Origin of the sequence: Pseudoalteromonas sp. CO348 (assembly GCF_004208845.1) — a bacterium.
GTDB classification, from domain to species: domain Bacteria; phylum Pseudomonadota; class Gammaproteobacteria; order Enterobacterales; family Alteromonadaceae; genus Pseudoalteromonas; species Pseudoalteromonas maricaloris.
On the sequence record NZ_SGPI01000033.1, the window covers coordinates 262,158 to 281,735 of the forward strand.

General features: G+C 43.3%; 15 protein-coding genes. 6 read left to right on the top strand and 9 right to left on the bottom strand.

Annotation, left to right across the window (positions count from 1 at the left end; all coding sequences use genetic code 11):
- The first annotated feature begins 3 nt into the window (after positions 1-3).
- From EXT48_RS17730 to EXT48_RS23740, 3 genes are all read left to right on the top strand, one after another.
- The gene (locus tag EXT48_RS17730) at positions 4-879 is read left to right on the top strand and encodes an ROK family protein (protein WP_130127211.1); all 876 of its coding nucleotides are present in this window, start codon (positions 4-6) and stop codon (positions 877-879) included.
- Positions 869-3,415, top strand: coding sequence for a family 20 glycosylhydrolase (locus EXT48_RS17735; RefSeq protein ID WP_130165216.1), 2,547 nt, complete (start codon positions 869-871; stop codon positions 3,413-3,415). The genes EXT48_RS17730 and EXT48_RS17735 overlap by 11 nt, the downstream gene beginning before the upstream one ends.
- Before the next feature lie 235 nt (positions 3,416-3,650).
- Positions 3,651-3,824, top strand: a complete 174-nt coding sequence (locus EXT48_RS23740) for a hypothetical protein (protein ID WP_017218574.1) — start codon at positions 3,651-3,653, stop codon at positions 3,822-3,824.
- Between the two features lie 49 nt (positions 3,825-3,873).
- Here EXT48_RS23740 and EXT48_RS17740 read toward each other — a convergent pair whose 3' ends face one another.
- Positions 3,874-4,392, bottom strand: a complete 519-nt coding sequence (locus tag EXT48_RS17740; RefSeq protein ID WP_130165217.1) for a hypothetical protein — start codon at positions 4,390-4,392, stop codon at positions 3,874-3,876.
- A 238-nt stretch (positions 4,393-4,630) separates the two neighbouring features.
- On the opposite strand from EXT48_RS17740, the gene EXT48_RS17745 reads away from it, so the two are divergent.
- Positions 4,631-6,196, top strand: coding sequence for an NAD(P)-binding domain-containing protein (locus tag EXT48_RS17745; protein WP_045989717.1), 1,566 nt, complete (start codon positions 4,631-4,633; stop codon positions 6,194-6,196).
- A gap of 46 nt (positions 6,197-6,242) precedes the next feature.
- On the opposite strand, the gene EXT48_RS17750 is transcribed toward EXT48_RS17745, so the two are convergent.
- Both EXT48_RS17750 and EXT48_RS17755 read right to left on the bottom strand, forming a co-directional pair.
- Positions 6,243-9,371 carry a lantibiotic dehydratase gene (locus tag EXT48_RS17750; protein ID WP_130165218.1) on the bottom strand — a complete coding sequence of 1,043 codons (3,129 nt, stop codon included), beginning with the start codon at positions 9,369-9,371 and terminating at the stop codon, positions 6,243-6,245.
- Positions 9,372-9,380: 9 nt separating this feature from the next.
- Positions 9,381-10,586 (bottom strand): lanthionine synthetase C family protein, encoded by a 1,206-nt coding sequence (locus EXT48_RS17755; protein ID WP_130165219.1) that lies wholly within the window; start codon positions 10,584-10,586, stop codon positions 9,381-9,383.
- Between the two features lie 230 nt (positions 10,587-10,816).
- Between EXT48_RS17755 and EXT48_RS17760 the strand changes: the two genes are divergently transcribed.
- Both EXT48_RS17760 and EXT48_RS23745 read left to right on the top strand, forming a co-directional pair.
- On the top strand, positions 10,817-11,017 hold the full coding sequence (locus EXT48_RS17760) for a hypothetical protein (RefSeq protein ID WP_130165220.1): 201 nt from the start codon (positions 10,817-10,819) through the stop codon (positions 11,015-11,017).
- Between the two features lie 167 nt (positions 11,018-11,184).
- Entirely contained in the window at positions 11,185-11,352 is a 168-nt protein-coding gene (locus tag EXT48_RS23745) for a hypothetical protein (protein WP_165384120.1), read from the top strand.
- A gap of 52 nt (positions 11,353-11,404) precedes the next feature.
- Here the strand turns inward: EXT48_RS23745 and EXT48_RS17765 are convergent, their stop codons facing one another.
- From EXT48_RS17765 to EXT48_RS17790, 6 genes are all read right to left on the bottom strand, one after another.
- Entirely contained in the window at positions 11,405-13,549 is a 2,145-nt protein-coding gene (locus EXT48_RS17765) for a peptidase domain-containing ABC transporter (protein WP_130165221.1), read from the bottom strand.
- 17 nt (positions 13,550-13,566) lie between these two features.
- A complete protein-coding gene (locus tag EXT48_RS17770; RefSeq protein WP_130165222.1) occupies positions 13,567-14,811 on the bottom strand; it encodes an HlyD family secretion protein in 1,245 nt (414 codons plus the stop codon).
- 159 nt (positions 14,812-14,970) lie between these two features.
- Entirely contained in the window at positions 14,971-16,332 is a 1,362-nt protein-coding gene (gene glmU / locus EXT48_RS17775; protein ID WP_130165223.1) for a bifunctional UDP-N-acetylglucosamine diphosphorylase/glucosamine-1-phosphate N-acetyltransferase GlmU, read from the bottom strand.
- Positions 16,333-16,658: 326 nt separating this feature from the next.
- Complete coding sequence (locus EXT48_RS17780) at positions 16,659-16,868, bottom strand: hypothetical protein (RefSeq protein ID WP_130165224.1); 210 nt, start codon at positions 16,866-16,868, stop codon at positions 16,659-16,661.
- A gap of 14 nt (positions 16,869-16,882) precedes the next feature.
- Entirely contained in the window at positions 16,883-18,502 is a 1,620-nt protein-coding gene (locus tag EXT48_RS17785; protein ID WP_039493173.1) for a cyclic peptide export ABC transporter, read from the bottom strand.
- 48 nt (positions 18,503-18,550) lie between these two features.
- Positions 18,551-19,561, bottom strand: a complete 1,011-nt coding sequence (locus EXT48_RS17790) for a TauD/TfdA family dioxygenase (protein ID WP_130165225.1) — start codon at positions 19,559-19,561, stop codon at positions 18,551-18,553.
- Between the last annotated feature and the right edge of the window lie 17 nt (positions 19,562-19,578).

Below are 19,578 nucleotides of genomic sequence, written 5' to 3' on the forward strand. Positions count from 1 at the left end.
ACGATGAATCACTCTTTGTTATGTATTGACTTGGGAGGCACCAAAGCGCTTGTGGCTTCGGTTGCCCACACTCAGGTCGAGCAGGTACGCCAGTATGCGGTGCCTAGTCAGGCCAACTTAGACCAAGTTAATGCCTTTGTTATCCGTTTAATCGAAGAAAACCTAACGACCGAAACAACTGGTATTGCGATTGGCGTACCAAGCACACTGGATGTGTGCAGCGGCACCGTGCTGACAACACAAAATATTCCTCATTGGCAAAATGTGCCTCTGAAGGGATTGTTAGAACAGCACTTTTCTTTGCCCGTTGTTGTCCATAATGACGCAAACTGCTTTGCATTTGGTGAATACTTATATGGTGGCCACCATGCCAACAACCTAATTGGCGTATGCCTTGGCACAGGCATTGGTGCCGGTTTTGTGTTTAACGGTAATTTATATACGGGTAACCATAGTGCTGCAGGAGAGCTAGGCAACTTAAGCTATCTTGATGGAATTATTGAAGATTATGCGTCAGGACAGTTCTTTGGGCGACAAGGAATTGAAGGGAGGTGGTTGGCCGAGCAAGCACGCAGTGGCGACCCATTTGCACTACAACAATTTGAGACTTTTGGCAGTCACGTTGGTCATGCACTCGCGCAAGTAGTCATGGTGCTGAATCCAGATGTCATTGTACTTGGCGGCTCCGTGACGCATTCATATGACTATTTCAACGCCGCACTTGAAGCCAAGATGCAGCAGTTGCTTGGCAATGCTTTATATCAATCCGTTCGTGTCATTCCAAGCACCTTAAATCACGCGCCACTTTTAGGGGCATACGGATTGTTTCAACACAATAAAATTAACCATGATAACAAGGAACTAGCCAATGAAGTTTAATCGGCTTATGGCCCTACTTTTTGGGGTGTCGTCACCCCTTTATGCGCTCGACCAAACCGCAGTAAACTGGTTAGGCCAAAATCTTGATGTAAAGTACACCTTGCTTGATAGCAAGCCAAGCACCTGCCCCAAGGCACAGCAAAAGTGTTATTACTCAGAGCTGAGTTTTAGCGTAGCTAAAGAAAATACCAAGGCAAATAATGACTTTGCTATCTTTTTTAGCCAACTGATGCCGATTTACCATGTTGAGGGCGATAACTTTGCCATCACCCATATCAATGGTGATATTCACAAAATCACGCCTGCAGCAGGGTTTAGTGGGTTTTCAAGTGCCCCCACTACCGTGCGCTTTTATACCAAGGACTCTCAGGTTACACGCTCAGAATTTATGCCAAATTATGTTGTAACGGACGCGCAGCTTAAGCTCACCCCACAAGTGATCAAAAGCACGCAAACCCAGCGCGATAACGACACAGGACTTGAGCTACAACCTTATCTGACGTCATTTGGTACGCTCAACCAGCTGCAAACCAGCAGTAAAGATGACACCCCGTGGATGGGCAGTGAATACTTATATCAACATCAAGTGAGGCCAACTCTTGATGCTGCAATTGGGCTGATACCAAAACCTAAACAACTGACAGTGCTGTCCGATAAACGACTCAATCTAGCAGCCGGAATTAATCTGCAACTTTCAGGTATTTCAGCTGATGCTATCGCCATGGCACAACAGCGACTCAATACCCTTGGGGTAAAAAGCACCAAGGACGGACTTGTAGTTAATGTCGCTGTAAAGCCAAATAAGCAATCAAGTCCACATTATCAACTGACGGTCGCCGAAAATAATATCTCAATCCAAGCCAATAACAGCGCTGCTGCATTTTATGCGCTACAAAGCCTTGCTGGACTGTTGGATATTAATGATTTAAGTATTCCCATGGTGGATATTATTGATACACCAAGGTATGACTTTCGTGGTATACACGTCGATGTAGCCCGCAACTTCCGCTCCAAAACCTTTATTTTACAAACCATTGAACAGATGGCGGCATATAAGCTAAATAAACTGCACCTTCATTTAGCGGATGATGAAGGCTGGCGCTTAGCCATCGACGGTCTTGACGAGCTCACCTCTGTCGGCGCTTATCGCTGCTTTGATTTGACCGAAACTCGCTGCCTATTGCCGCAATTAGGCGCTGGGAATGATAAAAACGCGCAAGTGAATGGCTTTTACTCTGCAGAGGATTATATTGAGATCCTGCGCTATGCAAAGGCGCATCATATCGAGGTGTTACCCTCATTAGATATGCCAGGTCACTCACGCGCTGCAATCATCGCCATGGAGGCGCGATATAAAAAGCTGATGGCACAAGGCACACCTGAGGATGCACAGCAGTACCGGTTAGTAGAAGCTGCTGACAAGACGCGTTACAGCTCTATTCAACATTATAACGACAACACGCTAAATGTCTGCATTGCAAACACTTATACCTTTATCGACAAAGTATTAAGCGAAGTAAAAGTGCTGCATGACCGTGCAGGTGTACCACTCAACACTTACCATATAGGTGCAGATGAAACCGCAGGTGCTTGGCTAGAGTCGCCGGCTTGTAAAAAATTGCAGGCAAGCGTGAAAGATTTTACCAACTTTAACGGTTACTTCATTGAACGGATCGCAAAGTTACTAGATAAAAAAGGAATACAGGTTGCAGGGTGGAGCGACGGTTTAGGTGATGTACGTGCTGCCAATATGCCAGCAAACGTACAGAGCAATGCTTGGGCGACATTAAGCGAAAACGGGCACGCGGTCGCGCATCGCTTCGCCAATCAGGGCTGGCAGGTTGTGTTGTCTAGCCCTGATGTAACCTACTTTGACTTTCCATATCAATCTCACCCAGAAGAGCGTGGTAATCACTGGGCAAGCCGCGCTATCGAAAGCAAGAAGATGTTTGAATTTATGCCAGACAACCTTCCTGCACATGCAGAGATCTGGAAAAATACCAATAACCACGCCTACATAGCCAACGACAGCGACTCATCACTAAACAAAGGGGTTAAGTTTGCCGGGCTCCAAGGGCACTTATGGAGTGAAATGCTGCGCAGTGATGCACAAGCCGAATACATGCTTTATCCACGGCTATTAGCCCTTGCAGAGCGTGCATGGCACCATGCCGAGTGGGAATTACCCTACCAAGCCGGTCGTATATACAGCCAATCTAGCAGATATTTTACGGCTAAGTTACAAGCGCAACGTGAGGCTGATTGGCAACGATTCGTGGCTATTTTGGGCAATCAAGAACTACCTAAGTTAGCACAAGCCGGAATTGAATTTCGCATTCCCGTCGTCGCCGCAAAACAGCTATCTGGAGCAAAGCTCGACGCTTTTACCGCCATTCCGGGTTTTGTTATCGAAGCACAGCTTGAAAACGGCAACTGGGTGCCCTTCAATGCCTCACTTAATCAAGTACAGGCGCTTAGAGCGGTGCACCCAAACTCTGATCGCAAAGGACGAGCTTTGAGTTTAGAGAAAAAATAACGAATAAGAGCAACATGATGCTAAGCCCTACTTAGTTCTTAGCATCTCTATCACCATTATCAGCTGCAAAAGAAACATTGAGAAAATGTAATTAATAGCAAAATGTTGAAAAAGTAATAAATATGTTTTAGCTTAGTTGTTGTGTTACTTTTTTGTTCATTGAAGAATAAATCAGATGACATAACTACAATATAATGAGCTCAATCAGAGCCTATAATTTAGAAGGAATACTGAAATGAAATTATCGTTAAACAAGAAGAAAATCAAAGCTCTATCAGCTGATAAGCAAACTGTTCCAGCAGTAATGACTCCACAGGTTGCAGGCGGCGCGCTTCGTTTCAGCCAAGACAGGCTAACGCATTGTGTTGCCAATACGTGTGGTCGCCATACTTGCCCTGATATTTACTAATCGAGAGTAAATAACACAGTTCAGTGCCTCTAAGGAGGCACTTTAAGGCTTACTTAAATTTAACTTTTTTATCGCTTTTTGTATAAATGCGCGACTCAGGTTCAGTCCACTCGCCGTTTTTCAAGTATTGCGTCGACACCGTAAATTGACCACTCTCAAACTTACTGGTTGATTTCACCTTTGTAATACCATCTTTGTTATTGATAACCTCTTCGTATGCCACAAACTCGCTCTGGTTCAGGACTTCCATCGTTCCTTGGGTGTAAAATCCTGCCGTCGTAAAATAGTAAAACACTAGACTGTTTTTACTTTTATCCCAGAAAATTAATGACTCTCCGCCGTACATGCCATCGTTGATTGAATGTAAGGTACGAACGGCTGTGCCATTTAAAGCTCGCTCCCAGTGACTGACATCCTGCATCTTTGGCTTATCTGAAGGCACGTCAAAGTTCGATTGCCAAGTACCAAGATAAGGTGTAAACACCGAGAGTTCTTCATTTAATTTTTCATTAGCCCAAGATAGCGTACTGAATACCACCAATATGGCGAGCCCGAATTTTTTCATCATTTTTATTTCCGTTGATTGTGTCTCACTCAGTATAAATCCTCATGCGTAGGTTGCGTACTTAAGATAAACCTGTCACTCCTCCAGTTGGTAAAAAAACATTGCAAATACACAATTAATACACAATTTAAAACAACAATTATACAACAAATTAATATCATAACTGCAATAGGGAAAGCGGGGAACGTTACCCTGTCTAGAGTAGTTGTTGCAGCACCAACACCAACAAGGAACAACGAACATGCTTGATTATCTTATTATTGGCGCAGGCCCAGCAGGAGTCCAAACCGCTTACCACCTAAAACAAAGTGGCTTGTCCTACCTCATGTTGGAGTCAGGTCAGCGCGCAGGGTGTTTTTTTGAAACATTCCCAATTCACCGGAAACTAATTTCAATTAATAAAGTATTTACCGGCTCAACAAACCCTGAATTCAACTTAAGACACGATTGGAACTCCATTTTAACTGATGACTACAGCCTTAACTTTTCCAGTTTTGACCGCGACTTTTTCCCAAGTGCTGATAACTTAGTCAAATACCTCAACCATTATGTTGACCAAAATCAGCTAAATGTTGCTTATAACCAGCGTGTTAAGTCCGTCGAAAAGATTGCCGATCACTTCGTTGTGACCACAACTCATAATGAACAATATACAGCAGCCCGCGTCATCGTCAGTACAGGTGTCCCTAAGCCTTATATTCCGAAGATCGAAGGAATAGAGCTAGTTACACAATACTCAGACTTAAATATTGATTTGGCACCATATGAAAACAAACGCGTACTTGTTATCGGTAAAGGAAACTCAGCTTTCGAAACGGCTGATCACCTTATCCCTGCAACCAGCCTAATTCACGTTTGTAGTCCAAATCCTTTAGATATGGCATGGAAGACCCACTATGTTGGCGACCTACGTGCAGTAAACAACAATATTCTAGATACTTATCAACTGAAGTCGCAAAACGCTATCTTAGACGCCGACATTAAGCGTATTGAGAAACAAGACAACCGTTTTATCGTGCACTTTAGTTATGCTCATGCTAATGGTGAGCAAGAAACCATAGAGTATGACGAGATCATTTGTTGTACTGGATTTGCCATGGACAGCAGTATTTTTGCCGATAGTGCAAAACCTGATCTCATGATTGAAGGCCGTTTCCCCTCTCTAGATTGCAGCTTTGAATCCATCAATGTAAAAGGCCTTTATTTTGCTGGCACGCTGACACAATCCACCAAATATCGAAAGTCGACTTCAGGCTTTATTCACGGCTTTAGATACAATAGCCGCGCCTTAGTCGAGATGCTAAAACAAAAACATCATGATACTACGCTTGCATGCGACCAACACTTAGGTACGCCAGAAGCAATCGGCAGTGCAATCCTGAACCGTATCAATGAGACAAGCGCGCTATGGCAACAGCATGGCTTCATGGTGGATGCAGTTACGGTATCAAAGAGCGGTATGGCACAATATTATAAGCACCTGCCAAGTCCGTACCTCCATGCTCATCTAGGTGATCACTATCATTTGCAGATAGCATTAGACTTTGGTGCACCAATTGAAGGCGACCCGTTCAATCAGGTTCGAGTGCATAAAGACAACGCGACTGACGCGGAGTTAAGTAAATTCTTACACCCCATCATTGAACTTTGCTATCAGGGTGAAGTAATAGAGACTCATCATATTATTGAGGACTTAGAAGCGGACTGGACTGACGTAGAAGCACACGTTAAGCCACTTCAACAGTTCATTGAGCGAGTATTACCAAAACTTGTTGGTGAGAAAATGCAAAATAAAGTGTCAGCATAACTCATAAATGAAAAAGGTTGGCAACCAAGCCAACCTTTTTCATTCTCTAAGAAACTTTAGACTCAGAGAAGTACTTTCGTCTCAACATATCATGAATAACAAATTCCTGTTCTCGACCATAAGCTTTAAACATACGGTTGTTATGCATATGCAAAAGAGAGCCGAGTAATGATTGTATACTCAAATTAAGTGAACCTGACTTTTCTAATGTCAAAATTTCCTTCACCACTGGCTCTGCCTGCTTCTGCCACGCCTCTAACAGCGCCAACATCGCTTGTTGCGTCTCATCACATTGCGCTAAGCTCGCAATATTAAGCTTGGTAAAGTCATCATCGAGCTGAGTTTGGTGATCGCGATAACGATTACCGAGCTGCTTTCTCAGCGCGCTACTCTCATTGAATTCTTTACCAAACCCTGCGCGCAATGAAGAGATCAGTGATAGCTTTTGTTCCGCATCATAATCAAATAGCGTCAGCAAACGGTTAGTACAAGCCAATGCGATACGCCAACGGACATCTTCTCCGAATTCTTCAACTAGCTGACAACTTTTCGCAATAAGCTCACTGTCAAACATAAACAAGCTTTCGATCAAAGTCATAGATTGCGGACCGCCGTAGCGCTCGACTTCTCGCTCATAAGTCATTAATTCAACTTTATGCAGCTGAGAGCTCTCTATCATAGGTGACAATAGCTGATTGAGTTTTGGCAATAACTCTCCACAAAGCACTGCTGGCTTGCCTTGGAAGCGTAAGCGTAGATGCCAATCCGGATCGCCATAGCGAATAAAGAACCACTTATCGAACAATGCACTATTTTCCTCAATAAGCGGCAATAACTGCTCATAAAGTAGCTGCTCAACAATGGTATTACCTGAATATATTTTTAAGCTGAGCCATTCGGAACCTGCACTGAAGCGTCGAGAGATTGGTGTGGCGGTAATATTTTCTAGTGGCTTTTCGGCAAAATGCGAATGAGGAGCAGCATTCTCATTAAGTAAAGGAACAATGATTTCATTAGCGTAATGACGACCTTGTGCATCCGTTACACGCGGCGTCAGTTGATATGCCAATACCTCGCTGAGCTCAACCGTATTGCGGCCTTTGGTTTCCATTAGCAACACTTCTACCATCGCACTTTGGCTTAAGTTCAAAGTTAAAACATTATCTCCTGCGGCAAAACTGACCCAATCATCTAACAAATACTTCTCTTTGAGCTGTTGAAGCTTATTTGCGTCGATGTGTTGATTAACTAATAACGCTTCTAGTTCTTTGCGTTCAATACGCCATGTTTTCTCATGTAAAATCAGGTTATCTAACATGATGCGCGGCACATAAGTAGCGTTTCTTAGGCTTGAAGGCAGCGAAAACTTGGGCGTTTCACTTTCTTGATGCTGCAACATACAAAGGAATTTATAAGCGCTCAAGCTTCGGGCAGAAAAGTTATGTGCACTCGACAAACGCGGAATAATGCGTTTATTGAGTCGCTTACTCCAGAGTTTAACCTGCTGGCTTTCGACCCAAACATACAGATCACTTAGCGGGATCTGGTATTCAAGGTCTAGTGAACTGTCTGCCATAAAAACGATTTCGTACTGCCGTAAATGTGGCCTCGCAATCACGTTACCAGGTCTTCCCTCGGGCATATGTACAATTTCTGCGAAGATAACCTCTTCACTGTGACTGTGTTCTTGCTCTAAATGATGAATAACCGATTCTTTTAATGTTTCATCAAGGTGGCAAAAACGACCCAAAAGATTAGCTGCCGACGGCCCATAACAGCCATTGAACTTGAACACAGGATTCGACTTTTCGTCCTCAAATAAACTCAACATCACAGCCATTGAACGTGGCAAGTTAAGTTCTACTTTATCCTTAACTTTTTGCTTTAATTCGCTACTGGTCAGGACAACACAGCTTTTGCCTAAATTACTTGGCAATGTCACAGCCTGCTCAATAATGTGATCCAGTTCGGTATAGTCAGGGGCGCTAGCTTGTCCGCTACTCGCTCGACCCAACTGTAAACCACCTACTAACGGGGCATCATAGCCAGTTTCAGTGGAGACACTAATACCCGACTCATCATCCAACACCATATCCAAAGGTACAAATTGACCTTCAAACCGCGTGTTGAACTTATTAATAAAGTTTTCAAGTGGGTTATGCTTAGCGCTGCGATTTAAACTCGCGATCAATTGCAGTTGTTTATTCACCCTTGCAACTTCTTGCTGTGACATTTCACAATGTAAAAAGGCGCGGTAAGTATCTGATTGGAAAAGTTTGTTTTCTTGAACTTTAACCGGTAGCTCAGAAAGGTATTTAAAAATGGCTTGATATTGCTCAGGCTTCGCTTGTCCCGCTTCATCCATCACTGCAAGGTCATGAGTCGCCTGCTCCAACTTGGCGTAAACTTCTACAGGCGCAACGTTTTTCAACGCTTTAATCAACGCGATGTCGGGACTTTCACCTGTAAGTGGTAGCGGAATATCGGGAATTAATACCCCTTCACTGATGAGCTCTTCAAGGTATGCACTAACTTCCTCATATTCTGCTTCACTATAGCGCAAACAAAATTGCTCAATGAGCTGAGAAAAGCTTAGCTTCTGTTTCGCCAGTTCCAGCATAGTGATGAAGTACTCATCACTATCAACGGCACTCAGGCGATACTGCATGGTGTCATCAGAAAGGTAAGTTTCGATGTAGCGGCACTGATCTGCTATAAAGTAATGAGATGGATTAGGTAAATAAGACAAATTATCTGATTTTGCTTCAGTTTCTGCTAAATGAGAGCGAATTGCAGACAGCAGAAACATGTCTAAGCGAGTTTTGCGGGAATCATGCTCTGCGCTATCACTCACAAGACGAGTTTCTGAGCCAATTTTACCCGTATGGACACCAGAAAAAAGACCAAAAGGTGTAGGTCGTGAAGACATTCGAATGAGGTATCGCAATAGCGCCAATGCGACTTTTTTCCCCTGCTTGGAGTTCGGCTTTTCACGCCACTGTTCCAATCGCTCAAGTAGAGATGGACTTGCAACAAACAAAGCTTCCATCACCCCTGGTGTGGCAAGCCAGGCACTTAACATCGCATTACTATCTTGCTGATTGAACAAGGTTTCAATCGGCAGTTTTGGTGTTCGCAGAACAAAAAAGGAGTCTGTTGTTATTTTAGCTGGCATAAATACTCCTTAACTCATTAACAGACAATCGGTCCAATCAAGATTGTCATCCAGCACACCGATGAGCGCTAAACCAATACCCGCAAAACCCATTAAAAAGCTATGATCTTCCTGGTGTGCCTTTTCCAGACCGTTATATGAATACAGGGCTTCTAGTCCACGTTCTTGGTACTGATTTAAGCCATAATCTAGCCAAGTTAAGGCGGCCTGCTGTAACTTAGGATGAGGCATAACTTGGTTGAGTAGTTGATAAATGGTTACCAACCCAAAAAAACCATGACAAAGTCCGGCATCGTTAATATGGCCTTGCTTCGCGTCTCTATCGACGTTAAACAACGCGATTTCCAGTGCCTGTTCAACATAACTTGGCTTGTCTAACGCATGCCCAGCTCTTGCAAGTGTTAACGCAATCGTTAAGTCACCATAGCACCAACCTAACCGAGAGTGATGCTCATCTCCTGCACATGATCCAAAGCAAGCTTTCTTATCATCAGCATGACTTTGTTGTTCAAGCAGCCAATCACAGCCCGCAACGACCAGTTTTTGCGCCCGCAGCTTTACTTTTTCGTCCTGAAGCGCAGGAATAAGTGCCGCGATAATCCCGGGTACACCATGAGCAAGCCCAAGGTTAAACTCATCTTGTTCGAGATTTTCTTTGTCAAATCTATATACCGATTGCTTCGGCTGAGACCAAGCAACCTGCTGACCATCTAGTTCTACCGCAACCGACTCATATCCCGTAACAAGACGATCAAACAAAGTACTTTGTTGTGTTTTTTTTGCACGACGTGAGATATAGGGAGAATATCCGGCAAGGCCTAACACCATTTCAATTTCTCCAGTCCAAGGAGAAAAGTCGAGTGCAGTGTCAAAGAAGTTATCTATCTCCTCCAGCAGATCAGAATCATACTCTTCGTCGTCATACTGGTTAAAATACTCAAGCACCCAAGCTTGCCCAGCTAGCCCTGAACTCAGTTCAGGGGTTTGCTCTGCCAATTCATTTTGGAGCTTATCTAGCGCCAGATGAAATTTTTCCTCATCGACCCAAGCATCATTAAAGTTTGCAGCTCGAAATAAAAACAATAAGTGCCCAGCTAAACCACTAAGCAAACCGTTACTGTTCACGGCTTCAAGATTTGATTCAACCTGCTTGGCTAGCTTTTCCACTATAGACAGGATTTGTTCTTTTTTTTCTAAATCTAACGCCTTTAGCATACTTATCCTTGTTTCAATTCTTAATTATAATTTCTGTACTCACCATAGGTAAGTTAACCTTTTGTTTAGGCAAACTCAAACTTTGATATAAAGGTTGCCATAAAAAAACAAAGTATTGACATTTATTCAAACTAACACTAGCTTAACTTTTGTACACACGCGTTCAATGCGTGTAGCAAAAGGATTGAAATAAAGGACTGCTATTAACCAACATAAGTAAGGAAAAACGAATGAAATTGACACTAAACAAAAAGTGCATAAAGGCACTCTCAAGTGACAGCAAATCTATTCCAGCAAATATGACACCTCAAATTGCTGGCGGTGATGTTCAGGCTAATTCTCCAGCAGGCTCTCTATTCACAGATCGCTATGGCGATTGTTGGACAGGTCGTAACCACTCTTGCCGTGAGCACACTTGTCAGATCCCATAATCTGACTAAAAAGAGTAGAGAACTCTCTACTCTTTTTCAGCTTTAAAATACAAAGCACGTAAATAACCTGAGCTTCGGATAATTAAGCAAAAGATATTGTAAACACTAAAATTAATTAACTGTTACTTACATCTTTAATAAAACAAAAATCAATAAAGGAGTTAATTATGAAAATAGCATTCAAAAAGAAGATCATAAAAACACTTTCAACTACTCACGGCAAAGCGCTAGATAAAAAAATGACACCGCAAGTAGCAGGTGGTGTTGAAGGTAACGGACCTACAGTCACAGAACTTACATGCTACGACGACTGCTTTGTGAAAGTCACTTTATGAACTCTACTTGTTATTCAAAAATAGAATAAAGCGAGCTGTATGCTCGCTTTATTTATTCAGACCCCGATGTCGAGGTTTGCTCTTCCCCTTCATGGTGCACTGGCTTTTTGAGCTTAATCTCTCTGTCAGCAGAGGCAATGGTTTCTTTCCGGTGCGCGATGATAATACGCGTTATCTTCAACCGAGACACCGCATCATTGATATCCTCTTCCAACCCCGTATCAAGGTGGCTAGTCGCTTCATCCATAAACAGTATTTTCGGATCTTTATACAGAGCACGCGCCAAGATGATCCGTTGCTTCTGACCACCAGATAAACTCGATCCCATGTCACCAATCAAGCTGTCATAGCCCATTGGCATATCGCTGATATCATCATGAATGGCAGCAAGCTGGGCACAGTGCACCACCTTTTCCATATTAATCGGTGAATCAAAAAAGGCGATATTATCAGCCACAGTACCAGATAGGAGCTCATCGTCTTGCATCACCGCAGCTATCTGCTGACGATACTGTCTTGCGCCAATTTGGTTAAGAGATATACCATCCACCAAGATTTCACCGCTGGATGGTTTGTTTAACCCCAACATTAACTTAAGTAAAGTCGACTTACCGCAACCGGAAGGCCCTGTAATTGCTACTGACTCGCCCGCATTGATTGTTAGGCTTAGTTTTTCAATAACATTTGGTGTTGCGTCTGAATATGCGAACGACAGGTTTTTTACTTCAATTTTGCCCTCGATATTCAGTTTGCGATATTGATCTGGTTGTAGCTCTTCTTTATCCGTTAAAGCAATATCAGCAATACGGTCAAAGTGGAGGCCTAACATTTTAAACTCAATAAGCTTTTCTATAAGATTTGCGGTCTTATCCATAAACTGACGCTTGTAAGACATAAAAGCAAACAGCATACCAGTGCTAAATCCACCAGCAATCACCAAGTGCGCCGCCAAATAAACCACAATGATATTCTCGATACCAAATAGCGCCCGGTTAATCGCGTCGTAGCCAATTTTAAAATTGCCCAAGCGGATATTGTGGTTAATCGCACTCGCATAGCGATTTTGCCACTGTCCTTCTCGCTTGACCTCTGAGCCAAATAATTTAATTGTTTGGATCCCGCGTACCGTTTCCATAAAGTTGGAATTTTCTTCCGCGCGCGCCATGATTTCTTGCTCACTGATATTGCGAAATGGCTTATACATGACCATTCTGATAATCGCGTAAGTGATCACAGCCACCAACACGACCGCTGATAACATAGGGCTATAGAAGAAGATCATCGCTAAGGTAATAATCGCCATTAAGCCATCAATAATCGCTTCAATGACTCCCGTTGTAAGGAGCTGCTTTACTTGCTGAAGAGAGCCGAAGCGAGAAACGACATCCCCCATATGGCGCTTCTCAAAATAGGCGATGGGTAAGCGCACTAAGTGGTGAAATAGGTTCGCCCCCAGTTGAATATTCATCTGATTACCAAAGTGCAGCAAGGTAAAGCCACGTAGCGCATTGGTAGCGATTTCAAAAAGCAGTACTAAAAAGAACCCTATCGCCAGCACCGTCAAGAGAGAGGTGTCACCAGTGAGTATGACATCATCTATAACCAGCTGAATATAATAGGGCGCTGCCAGCGTAAATACCTGTAGCAAGATGGATAACATAAAGATAAGCAGCAGTGAGCGTTTTAAGCCCGTAATACGACTCCAAAAATCTGAGAATCTAAGGCTCGCTTTTTGCTCTTTCTTTTCAAAGTCTTTGGTTGGCGTTAACTCCAATGCCACGCCAGTAAAATGCTTAGAGGCTTCTTCCATCGTAAAGGTTTTTTCGCCACCAGCGGGGTCATGGATCACGATGCGCTTTTCATTGGCTTTTTTAAGCACCACAAAATGGTTCATATCCCAATGTAGAATTGCCGGTGCTTGCAGCGCATCTAGATCTTCAAGCTCAATTCGCAGAGGCCTTGAAGTTAAATGGAGCTTTTCAGCAAAGTGCATAATATCGAGCAGCGTACAACCCTCGATTGAAATACTAAAACGCTGCCTTAAGCGAGTTAAATCAGTGCGATAACCATGATATCCAGCAACCATAGCAAGACTCGCAAGGCCACACTCTGCCGCTTCTGATTGGATGATCACTGGTAAAGATTTCCGCGACCAAAACTCTAACTTATTGGCAGCGCCTTCATGTTCCATTTCCATATCAACCCTTTTACTTCTTATAACTGGCCTTTGATGCTAAATACTGGGTCAAACAACCAACGCAATAAAGAGCGTTCTTCTACCACAATATCCGCATCAAGCGTCATACCTGCACGCAAGACTGTATCTTTACCATATGCTTTTACTGCTTGTTCATCCAACGCAACCACTACACGGTACGCAGGCTCTTGAATAATGCCTGGCATGTTGGTTTCCTCAGGCAAGATAACGCTGTTACTAAGCTCTACAATCTTTCCTTTGTATATACCAAACTTTTCGTAAGGAAACGCGTGGTAGCGCAATTTTGTTTCCTGCCCCTCTTTGATAAAACCAAAAGCCGAAGTTGGGATATAAACAATTGCTTGCATATCACTATCTTCAGGGATAAGGGTCAGTAAATGCTGACCTATGGAGACATTTTTGCCAAGCTTAGCAAGCAAGCCAGTGACAACACCGGATTGGGCCGCGCGGACTTCACCAAGTCGCTCCTGCTCGATGGATGAGATTTGGATAAGCAGGTCAGCTTGCTGCGATTGCAGCTGAGAAGTTCGGTTTTGATGTTCAATCGGCAATTTCGCCAATTGATTTTTGATGTTTTTCAGCTGTGACTCAAGCGCTATGCGTTCTGAACGGATTGAAGAAGCTTGCTGCTTTAATGAAAGCAAGGTGTCTTTTTGGCGCTGCAATTCTAGTTCAGAAATATAACCAGTGCCTTTTAACGTCGCAATTTGCGATACTAAATCTTGATTAAGTAGTAGCCGCTCTTGGAACGTGCTTGCTTGGCTCTCAAGTTCTTTTAACTTTTCTTTTACGGTCGTTTCTTGTTGCTGTAGCTCTTCGATATCAAGCTGGTACTGTCCACGTAGTTGCTCAATCTGCTGTAGTAAGTTCTTTTGCTGAAAGCGATATTGATTCAGTAATGCTTGATTCAATTCAGTGGCTTCGGTGCTATGTTTTGCAGATGCAATTCGCAGCAAAGGTTGCCCAACAGCGACTTGTTCACCCTCTTTGACCAACACTTCAGACACCACACCTTGTTGCATTGCAGCAACACGCAGCAATCCACCACTGGGCTCAATAACGCCAGATACTCTTTCCTTTCTGGTATAGCTACCACTTGATAGAAACACGATACTTAAAATCACAACCGTTAAAATGAGTAATCCCAAAGTCTTAAATACGGGCGGTTGGATTAAGCTAATTGTGCCCTCTAAGCGGTGCTGTTTATGCTCTAACACCTCACGGCGAAATAAATTTTCCATAGCACTTATCGGGTAATATTATTGTTAATATTTTTTTATTGAAAATACAATGTACCACGGGTGGTAACAGAAAGGAATGAAATAAGGCAAGTCGCACTTGCCTTATTTAGGTTTAGAAATATTTAACGCTATCTGTATGATATTAAAAATTAAATAATATTATGACTTCTTTATTGGACGCTGCCAGCCATCCAAGTTACGCTGTTTTCCTCGCGCGACTGCCAATTGCTCATCTTTAACACTTGAGGTAATCACTGAGCCTGCACCAATCGTTGCCGTACTACCAATTTCAACCGGTGCAACTAGTGATGAATTAGAGCCAATAAAGGCATTATCACCGATAATGGTTTTTGACTTATTCACACCGTCATAGTTACAAGTGATGGTCCCGGCACCAATATTCACTTTTTCCCCAATTTCAGCATCTCCAAGGTAGGTCAAGTGATTAGCTTTTGAACCTTTACCCAAACGAGATTTCTTCATCTCGACAAAGTTACCAATATGAGAATCTTCTTCCATTACCGCGCCAGGACGCAAGCGAGCAAATGGACCTAAAGTACACTTATCAGCGACCAACGCATCTTCGATAAGCGTATTAGCTTTAATAACTACGCCATTACCGATTTTACAGTTTTTAAGTACGCAGTTAGGACCAATAACAACATCATCGCCAATTTCAACATGGCCTTCAAATATCACGTTAACATCAATCTGAACATCTTCGCCAGTTGTTACCTGTCCACGCACATCAATGCGAGCAGGATCCGCTAAACTAGCACCATTAATCATCAAGGTTTCAGCTTGCCAAGTTTGATAAGCGCGCTCTAAAGCAGCAAGTTGCACACGGTTATTCGCACCTTCTACTTCCATCTCATCATCAGGCTGTGCAGAAGTAATTTCTACCCCTTCGCTGTGCGCCATCGCCACAATATCAGTGAGATAATATTCACCTTGTGCATTATTATTCGATAGCTGCCCAAGCCACTTTTTCAATAATCCACCGTTAGCCGCCATTATGCCTGTATTGATCTCGGTAATAGCAAGTTGCTCCGCAGACGCATCTTTTTGTTCGACAATACCAACCAATTTGCCATTTTCTCGCAGCATACGGCCGTAACCTGTCGGGTTTGCTAAATCAACAGTGAGTACCGCAAGGCCTTTAGCTGGCGTCACATCCAGCAAACGCTGTAGCGTGCTCAGCTTTGTGAGAGGTACATCACCATAGAGGATCAGTGCTTTATCGTCATCACTGATATGTTCCTTTGCTACCGCGACAGCATGACCAGTACCCAACTGCTCAGCTTGATGCACCCAGTTCACTTCATTATGTGATAACGCGGCTTGTAGCTGCTGCGCACCATGACCGAAAACTAAATTGGTAGACTGCGCGCCCAATGAGACCGCATTGTCGATAACATGCTGAACCATCGGCTTTCCAGCGATAGGGTGAAGTACTTTTGGCAACTTAGAGCGCATGCGAGTGCCTTTACCCGCAGCAAGAATAATTGTATTTAACGGCATGAACACAGGATCCTTTTTCTTGTGTCAAAAAACAAACGTACGGTTCAATACTCTTGCCTTTAATCCGGTCACTTCATTGTGCACCGTAATACTGAAATGGCTTTAGCAGACAACAAGCACTTACTAAGTACAAATTGCGCAATATTGTAGCGAGGATTGGTGAGAAAGGTAAGAGTGTACTTTTCTTCCACACAGCGGTTTAGTCAAAAAATACGTTAAAAGAATGCAATAGTACCTACAACACAGTCAACTGAATCGTTTTAACACACTAAAAGTGAGCTAAAGTGGCACGAAGCTTTCGCCTCGCACCACTCAGTGTTCAGCACCTATTTGGCTGGAGCTTGGGGCGGAGTCGGCGTGGCTGGGGCTGGTCCGCCATCGCCTTTGGTAACGGTTACATGGCGCTCTTTCACCACTTTACCACCAACGGTGTACTGGGATTCTTTAATTGTCACTTCACTTTCAGCTCCAACAGCTTCGATATCCGTATTTTTTGGTGTTTCTGGGGTCTTGCGACCTTTGATAAAATCAAACATATGTGCTCCTTTAATTATGCAGCTTGTTGTTTTTTCTGGTTCAACTCTTCTGCCTGCCCCTGATCGAACTTGATATGGCGATCAGCGAGGTGAAAGTATTTGTCATCATGAGTTACCGCAATTACTGTTTTACCTTGCGACTTCAACCATGGCAGCAATTCTTGATAAAATAGCGCTCTAAAATGTGGGTCTTGATCCGCAGCCCATTCATCTAGCACGTAGATATCTTTATCTTCGAGAATTGAGGCGATCAATGCCAAACGCTTTCTCTGGCCTTGAGAAAACTGTGTGGCGGAAAACCCTTCCTCATCCACGCTTAGCTTGTGATCCAATTGAAACTGAGCCAGCAATGTATTCGCCGTTTTTCTATCTACTGGGTCGCCTTTGGCGTCTAACAGCTCGCGATAAAGGTAGAAATCGGGCAGCACCATCGTAATTTTATCTCTATAGCTATCAAGTTGAGCTGCATGCACTTCCTGTTCATCTACTTTTATTACGCCCTTTGAGGGTGTGTAAAGACCCAATAGCAAGTGTAAGAATGTTGACTTACCACTGCCGTTACCACCGGTAATAAAAATAATTTCTCCTTTATTAAACGTCAGATTCAGTTTCGGCAAAGAAAAAGCGGTATCTTCTCCTTTCGCTTCATAAGCGAAAGAGACATCTTTAAAAACTAACTTATTCCAGTTGTCTGAAAGCGGCGTGTGCTGATCCGTAGTTAATCCACCTTGCTCACTGCCAAGCTGTAAAGATTCGATTTTTTGCATCGAGACGCGTGCCCGAGCGATGTTTTGCCATAGATTCATCACATACCCAAATGGTGCCGCAATGTAAGTTACGATAAGGATATAACTCATTACTAATTCAGTGCGCTGTAGATAATGGCTGACCGCAACTATGGTGCCCAACGTGATGAAAATCACCACCTGACTTATATTGCGGTTAATGTCCCAGGCAAAGCCATATTCACGCTCGCTGCTGCGTAACTCAGTCATCACTGGCTGTAGGCGCTTCTCAAAAAAGTACTGGCGTCTCGCTTTGTTGACTGTTAATTGTTTCGCGCCATCTAAAATGCCCTTATAGCCCTCAAATACATGGTCTTGATGTTCACGCATTTGGTTCGCGGCCTTGGTTATTTTTGTCATTACTATTTTTGTGATTAAAAATGACACTAACGCAGCTAATACAAGAATGCCAAACATGACTTCAGACAGTACAAACAGATAACCGAAACAAGCCAACAACAGAAAACTGTTATAAACGAAAGCTGGCATCTCAGCGAGCGCCCCCGAGATAGCATTCACATCATTGGTCAGAACGTTATATAGTCGCGCTCTACCAGCTTTTTCTAGTTTGTCGTAATCGGTTCCCAAAATTCGACTAACTAGGTTTTGGCGCACACTGTTTACTGTGCCTGCACTGTATTGAGAGAGAAAGTAACTCGTCGTCATTGAAGCCGCTAATAGAAACGTGACTAATACCGCAAACACAACAACCTCTAGAGGCTGAAAACCGGTTTCCCCACTTTCCCCTATCATATGAAACAAAGCTATCGATGTAGCCGCAGTAAACAAACTAGCGAGCCCCGATAAGAACATGATCTTTTTGAATTTTTTAATATAGTAAAGCAACATAATAAACCTGCTATTTTGGGGCTCGCAGTCACGAGCCACATGACTAACTTATAGTTCCACTGGCTCGCCCATTGAAACAACAATCCGACGCTCGCCTTTGAATGGATCACGGCCGTGTGATACCAACATGTTGTCCATCAGTAACACATCGCCTTTTTCCCACAAGAAAGTCACGGTCGCCTTTTTATAGGCTTCGTTAATATGCTCAATCACGTCGTCAGGGATCACAGAGCCGTCGCCATACATTGTGTTATAAGTTAACGCTTCTTCGCCAAATTGAGACACCAACTCTTTTCTAATCACTGGACACAAGCTTGACGGATGCCAGAATGCAGCATGGTTAAACCACACCTTTTCACCGGTATGAATGTGATCGCGAATAGCAGGACGCACTTGGCGAGTACGGATTTGATCGGCACTGATAATTTCCAACTCAACATCCGCTTTCTGACAGTATGCTTTAACTTCTTCAATATCATCAGTGTTGAATGCTTTTTGCCAAGTTGGGCCTAAGCCATTGCCATAGTTGCGTACTAACATCCAACCATGCTGTTCAAACTTGGCTTTAATATCAGCGTCAATATAGTCATGCACTTTTCTAACGTCTGCGATAGGTGTCGCACCGCGCTCCTCTGCTGGGATCATGCAGCTAAATGCAATCTTCATTGGCCATTGTTTAACGTATGACAACTCGTTGTGCTGTGCGATGCTCAATTCATTAGGAAACTCAGTTGAGGTGTAAGCACCTTTGCCGAGATTGGTACGAGGTGTCGCGCCTTCCATATATTTTGCGAGCGTCGGAATAAACTCATTTGCGACGTCACGGAAGTCGTCTTCATTCTGTAGATTAAAACCACGTAATAGAATTGCACCGTATTGTCTCAGCTGCTGATCTATTTTTGCTGCATTGTCAGCAACCCACTGCGCAGCACTGTGTGTTCCGCTAGTATCTTCAATTACAAGCGGGAAATCTGGACCTTCAGGTAAAAAACGCTCCTGAAGTGCAGCTGGCATTTGACCGTTGTATTGCTCTTTGAAAATTACAGTATCTTTTAACATGGATATTTCCTTTTATA

What these genes read in the sequence shown, in the direction of transcription:
- EXT48_RS17730 (WP_130127211.1), top strand. Translation starts at nt 4, where the DNA reads ATGAATCACTCTTTGTTATGTATTGACTTGGGAGGCACCAAAGCGCTT.
- EXT48_RS17735 (WP_130165216.1), top strand. Translation starts at nt 869, where the DNA reads ATGAAGTTTAATCGGCTTATGGCCCTACTTTTTGGGGTGTCGTCACCC.
- EXT48_RS23740 (WP_017218574.1), top strand. Translation starts at nt 3,651, where the DNA reads ATGAAATTATCGTTAAACAAGAAGAAAATCAAAGCTCTATCAGCTGAT.
- EXT48_RS17740 (WP_130165217.1), bottom strand. Translation starts at nt 4,392, where the DNA reads ATGATGAAAAAATTCGGGCTCGCCATATTGGTGGTATTCAGTACGCTA.
- EXT48_RS17745 (WP_045989717.1), top strand. Translation starts at nt 4,631, where the DNA reads ATGCTTGATTATCTTATTATTGGCGCAGGCCCAGCAGGAGTCCAAACC.
- EXT48_RS17750 (WP_130165218.1), bottom strand. Translation starts at nt 9,371, where the DNA reads ATGCCAGCTAAAATAACAACAGACTCCTTTTTTGTTCTGCGAACACCA.
- EXT48_RS17755 (WP_130165219.1), bottom strand. Translation starts at nt 10,586, where the DNA reads ATGCTAAAGGCGTTAGATTTAGAAAAAAAAGAACAAATCCTGTCTATA.
- EXT48_RS17760 (WP_130165220.1), top strand. Translation starts at nt 10,817, where the DNA reads ATGAAATTGACACTAAACAAAAAGTGCATAAAGGCACTCTCAAGTGAC.
- EXT48_RS23745 (WP_165384120.1), top strand. Translation starts at nt 11,185, where the DNA reads ATGAAAATAGCATTCAAAAAGAAGATCATAAAAACACTTTCAACTACT.
- EXT48_RS17765 (WP_130165221.1), bottom strand. Translation starts at nt 13,549, where the DNA reads ATGGAAATGGAACATGAAGGCGCTGCCAATAAGTTAGAGTTTTGGTCG.
- EXT48_RS17770 (WP_130165222.1), bottom strand. Translation starts at nt 14,811, where the DNA reads ATGGAAAATTTATTTCGCCGTGAGGTGTTAGAGCATAAACAGCACCGC.
- glmU (WP_130165223.1), bottom strand. Translation starts at nt 16,332, where the DNA reads ATGCCGTTAAATACAATTATTCTTGCTGCGGGTAAAGGCACTCGCATG.
- EXT48_RS17780 (WP_130165224.1), bottom strand. Translation starts at nt 16,868, where the DNA reads ATGTTTGATTTTATCAAAGGTCGCAAGACCCCAGAAACACCAAAAAAT.
- EXT48_RS17785 (WP_039493173.1), bottom strand. Translation starts at nt 18,502, where the DNA reads ATGTTGCTTTACTATATTAAAAAATTCAAAAAGATCATGTTCTTATCG.
- EXT48_RS17790 (WP_130165225.1), bottom strand. Translation starts at nt 19,561, where the DNA reads ATGTTAAAAGATACTGTAATTTTCAAAGAGCAATACAACGGTCAAATG.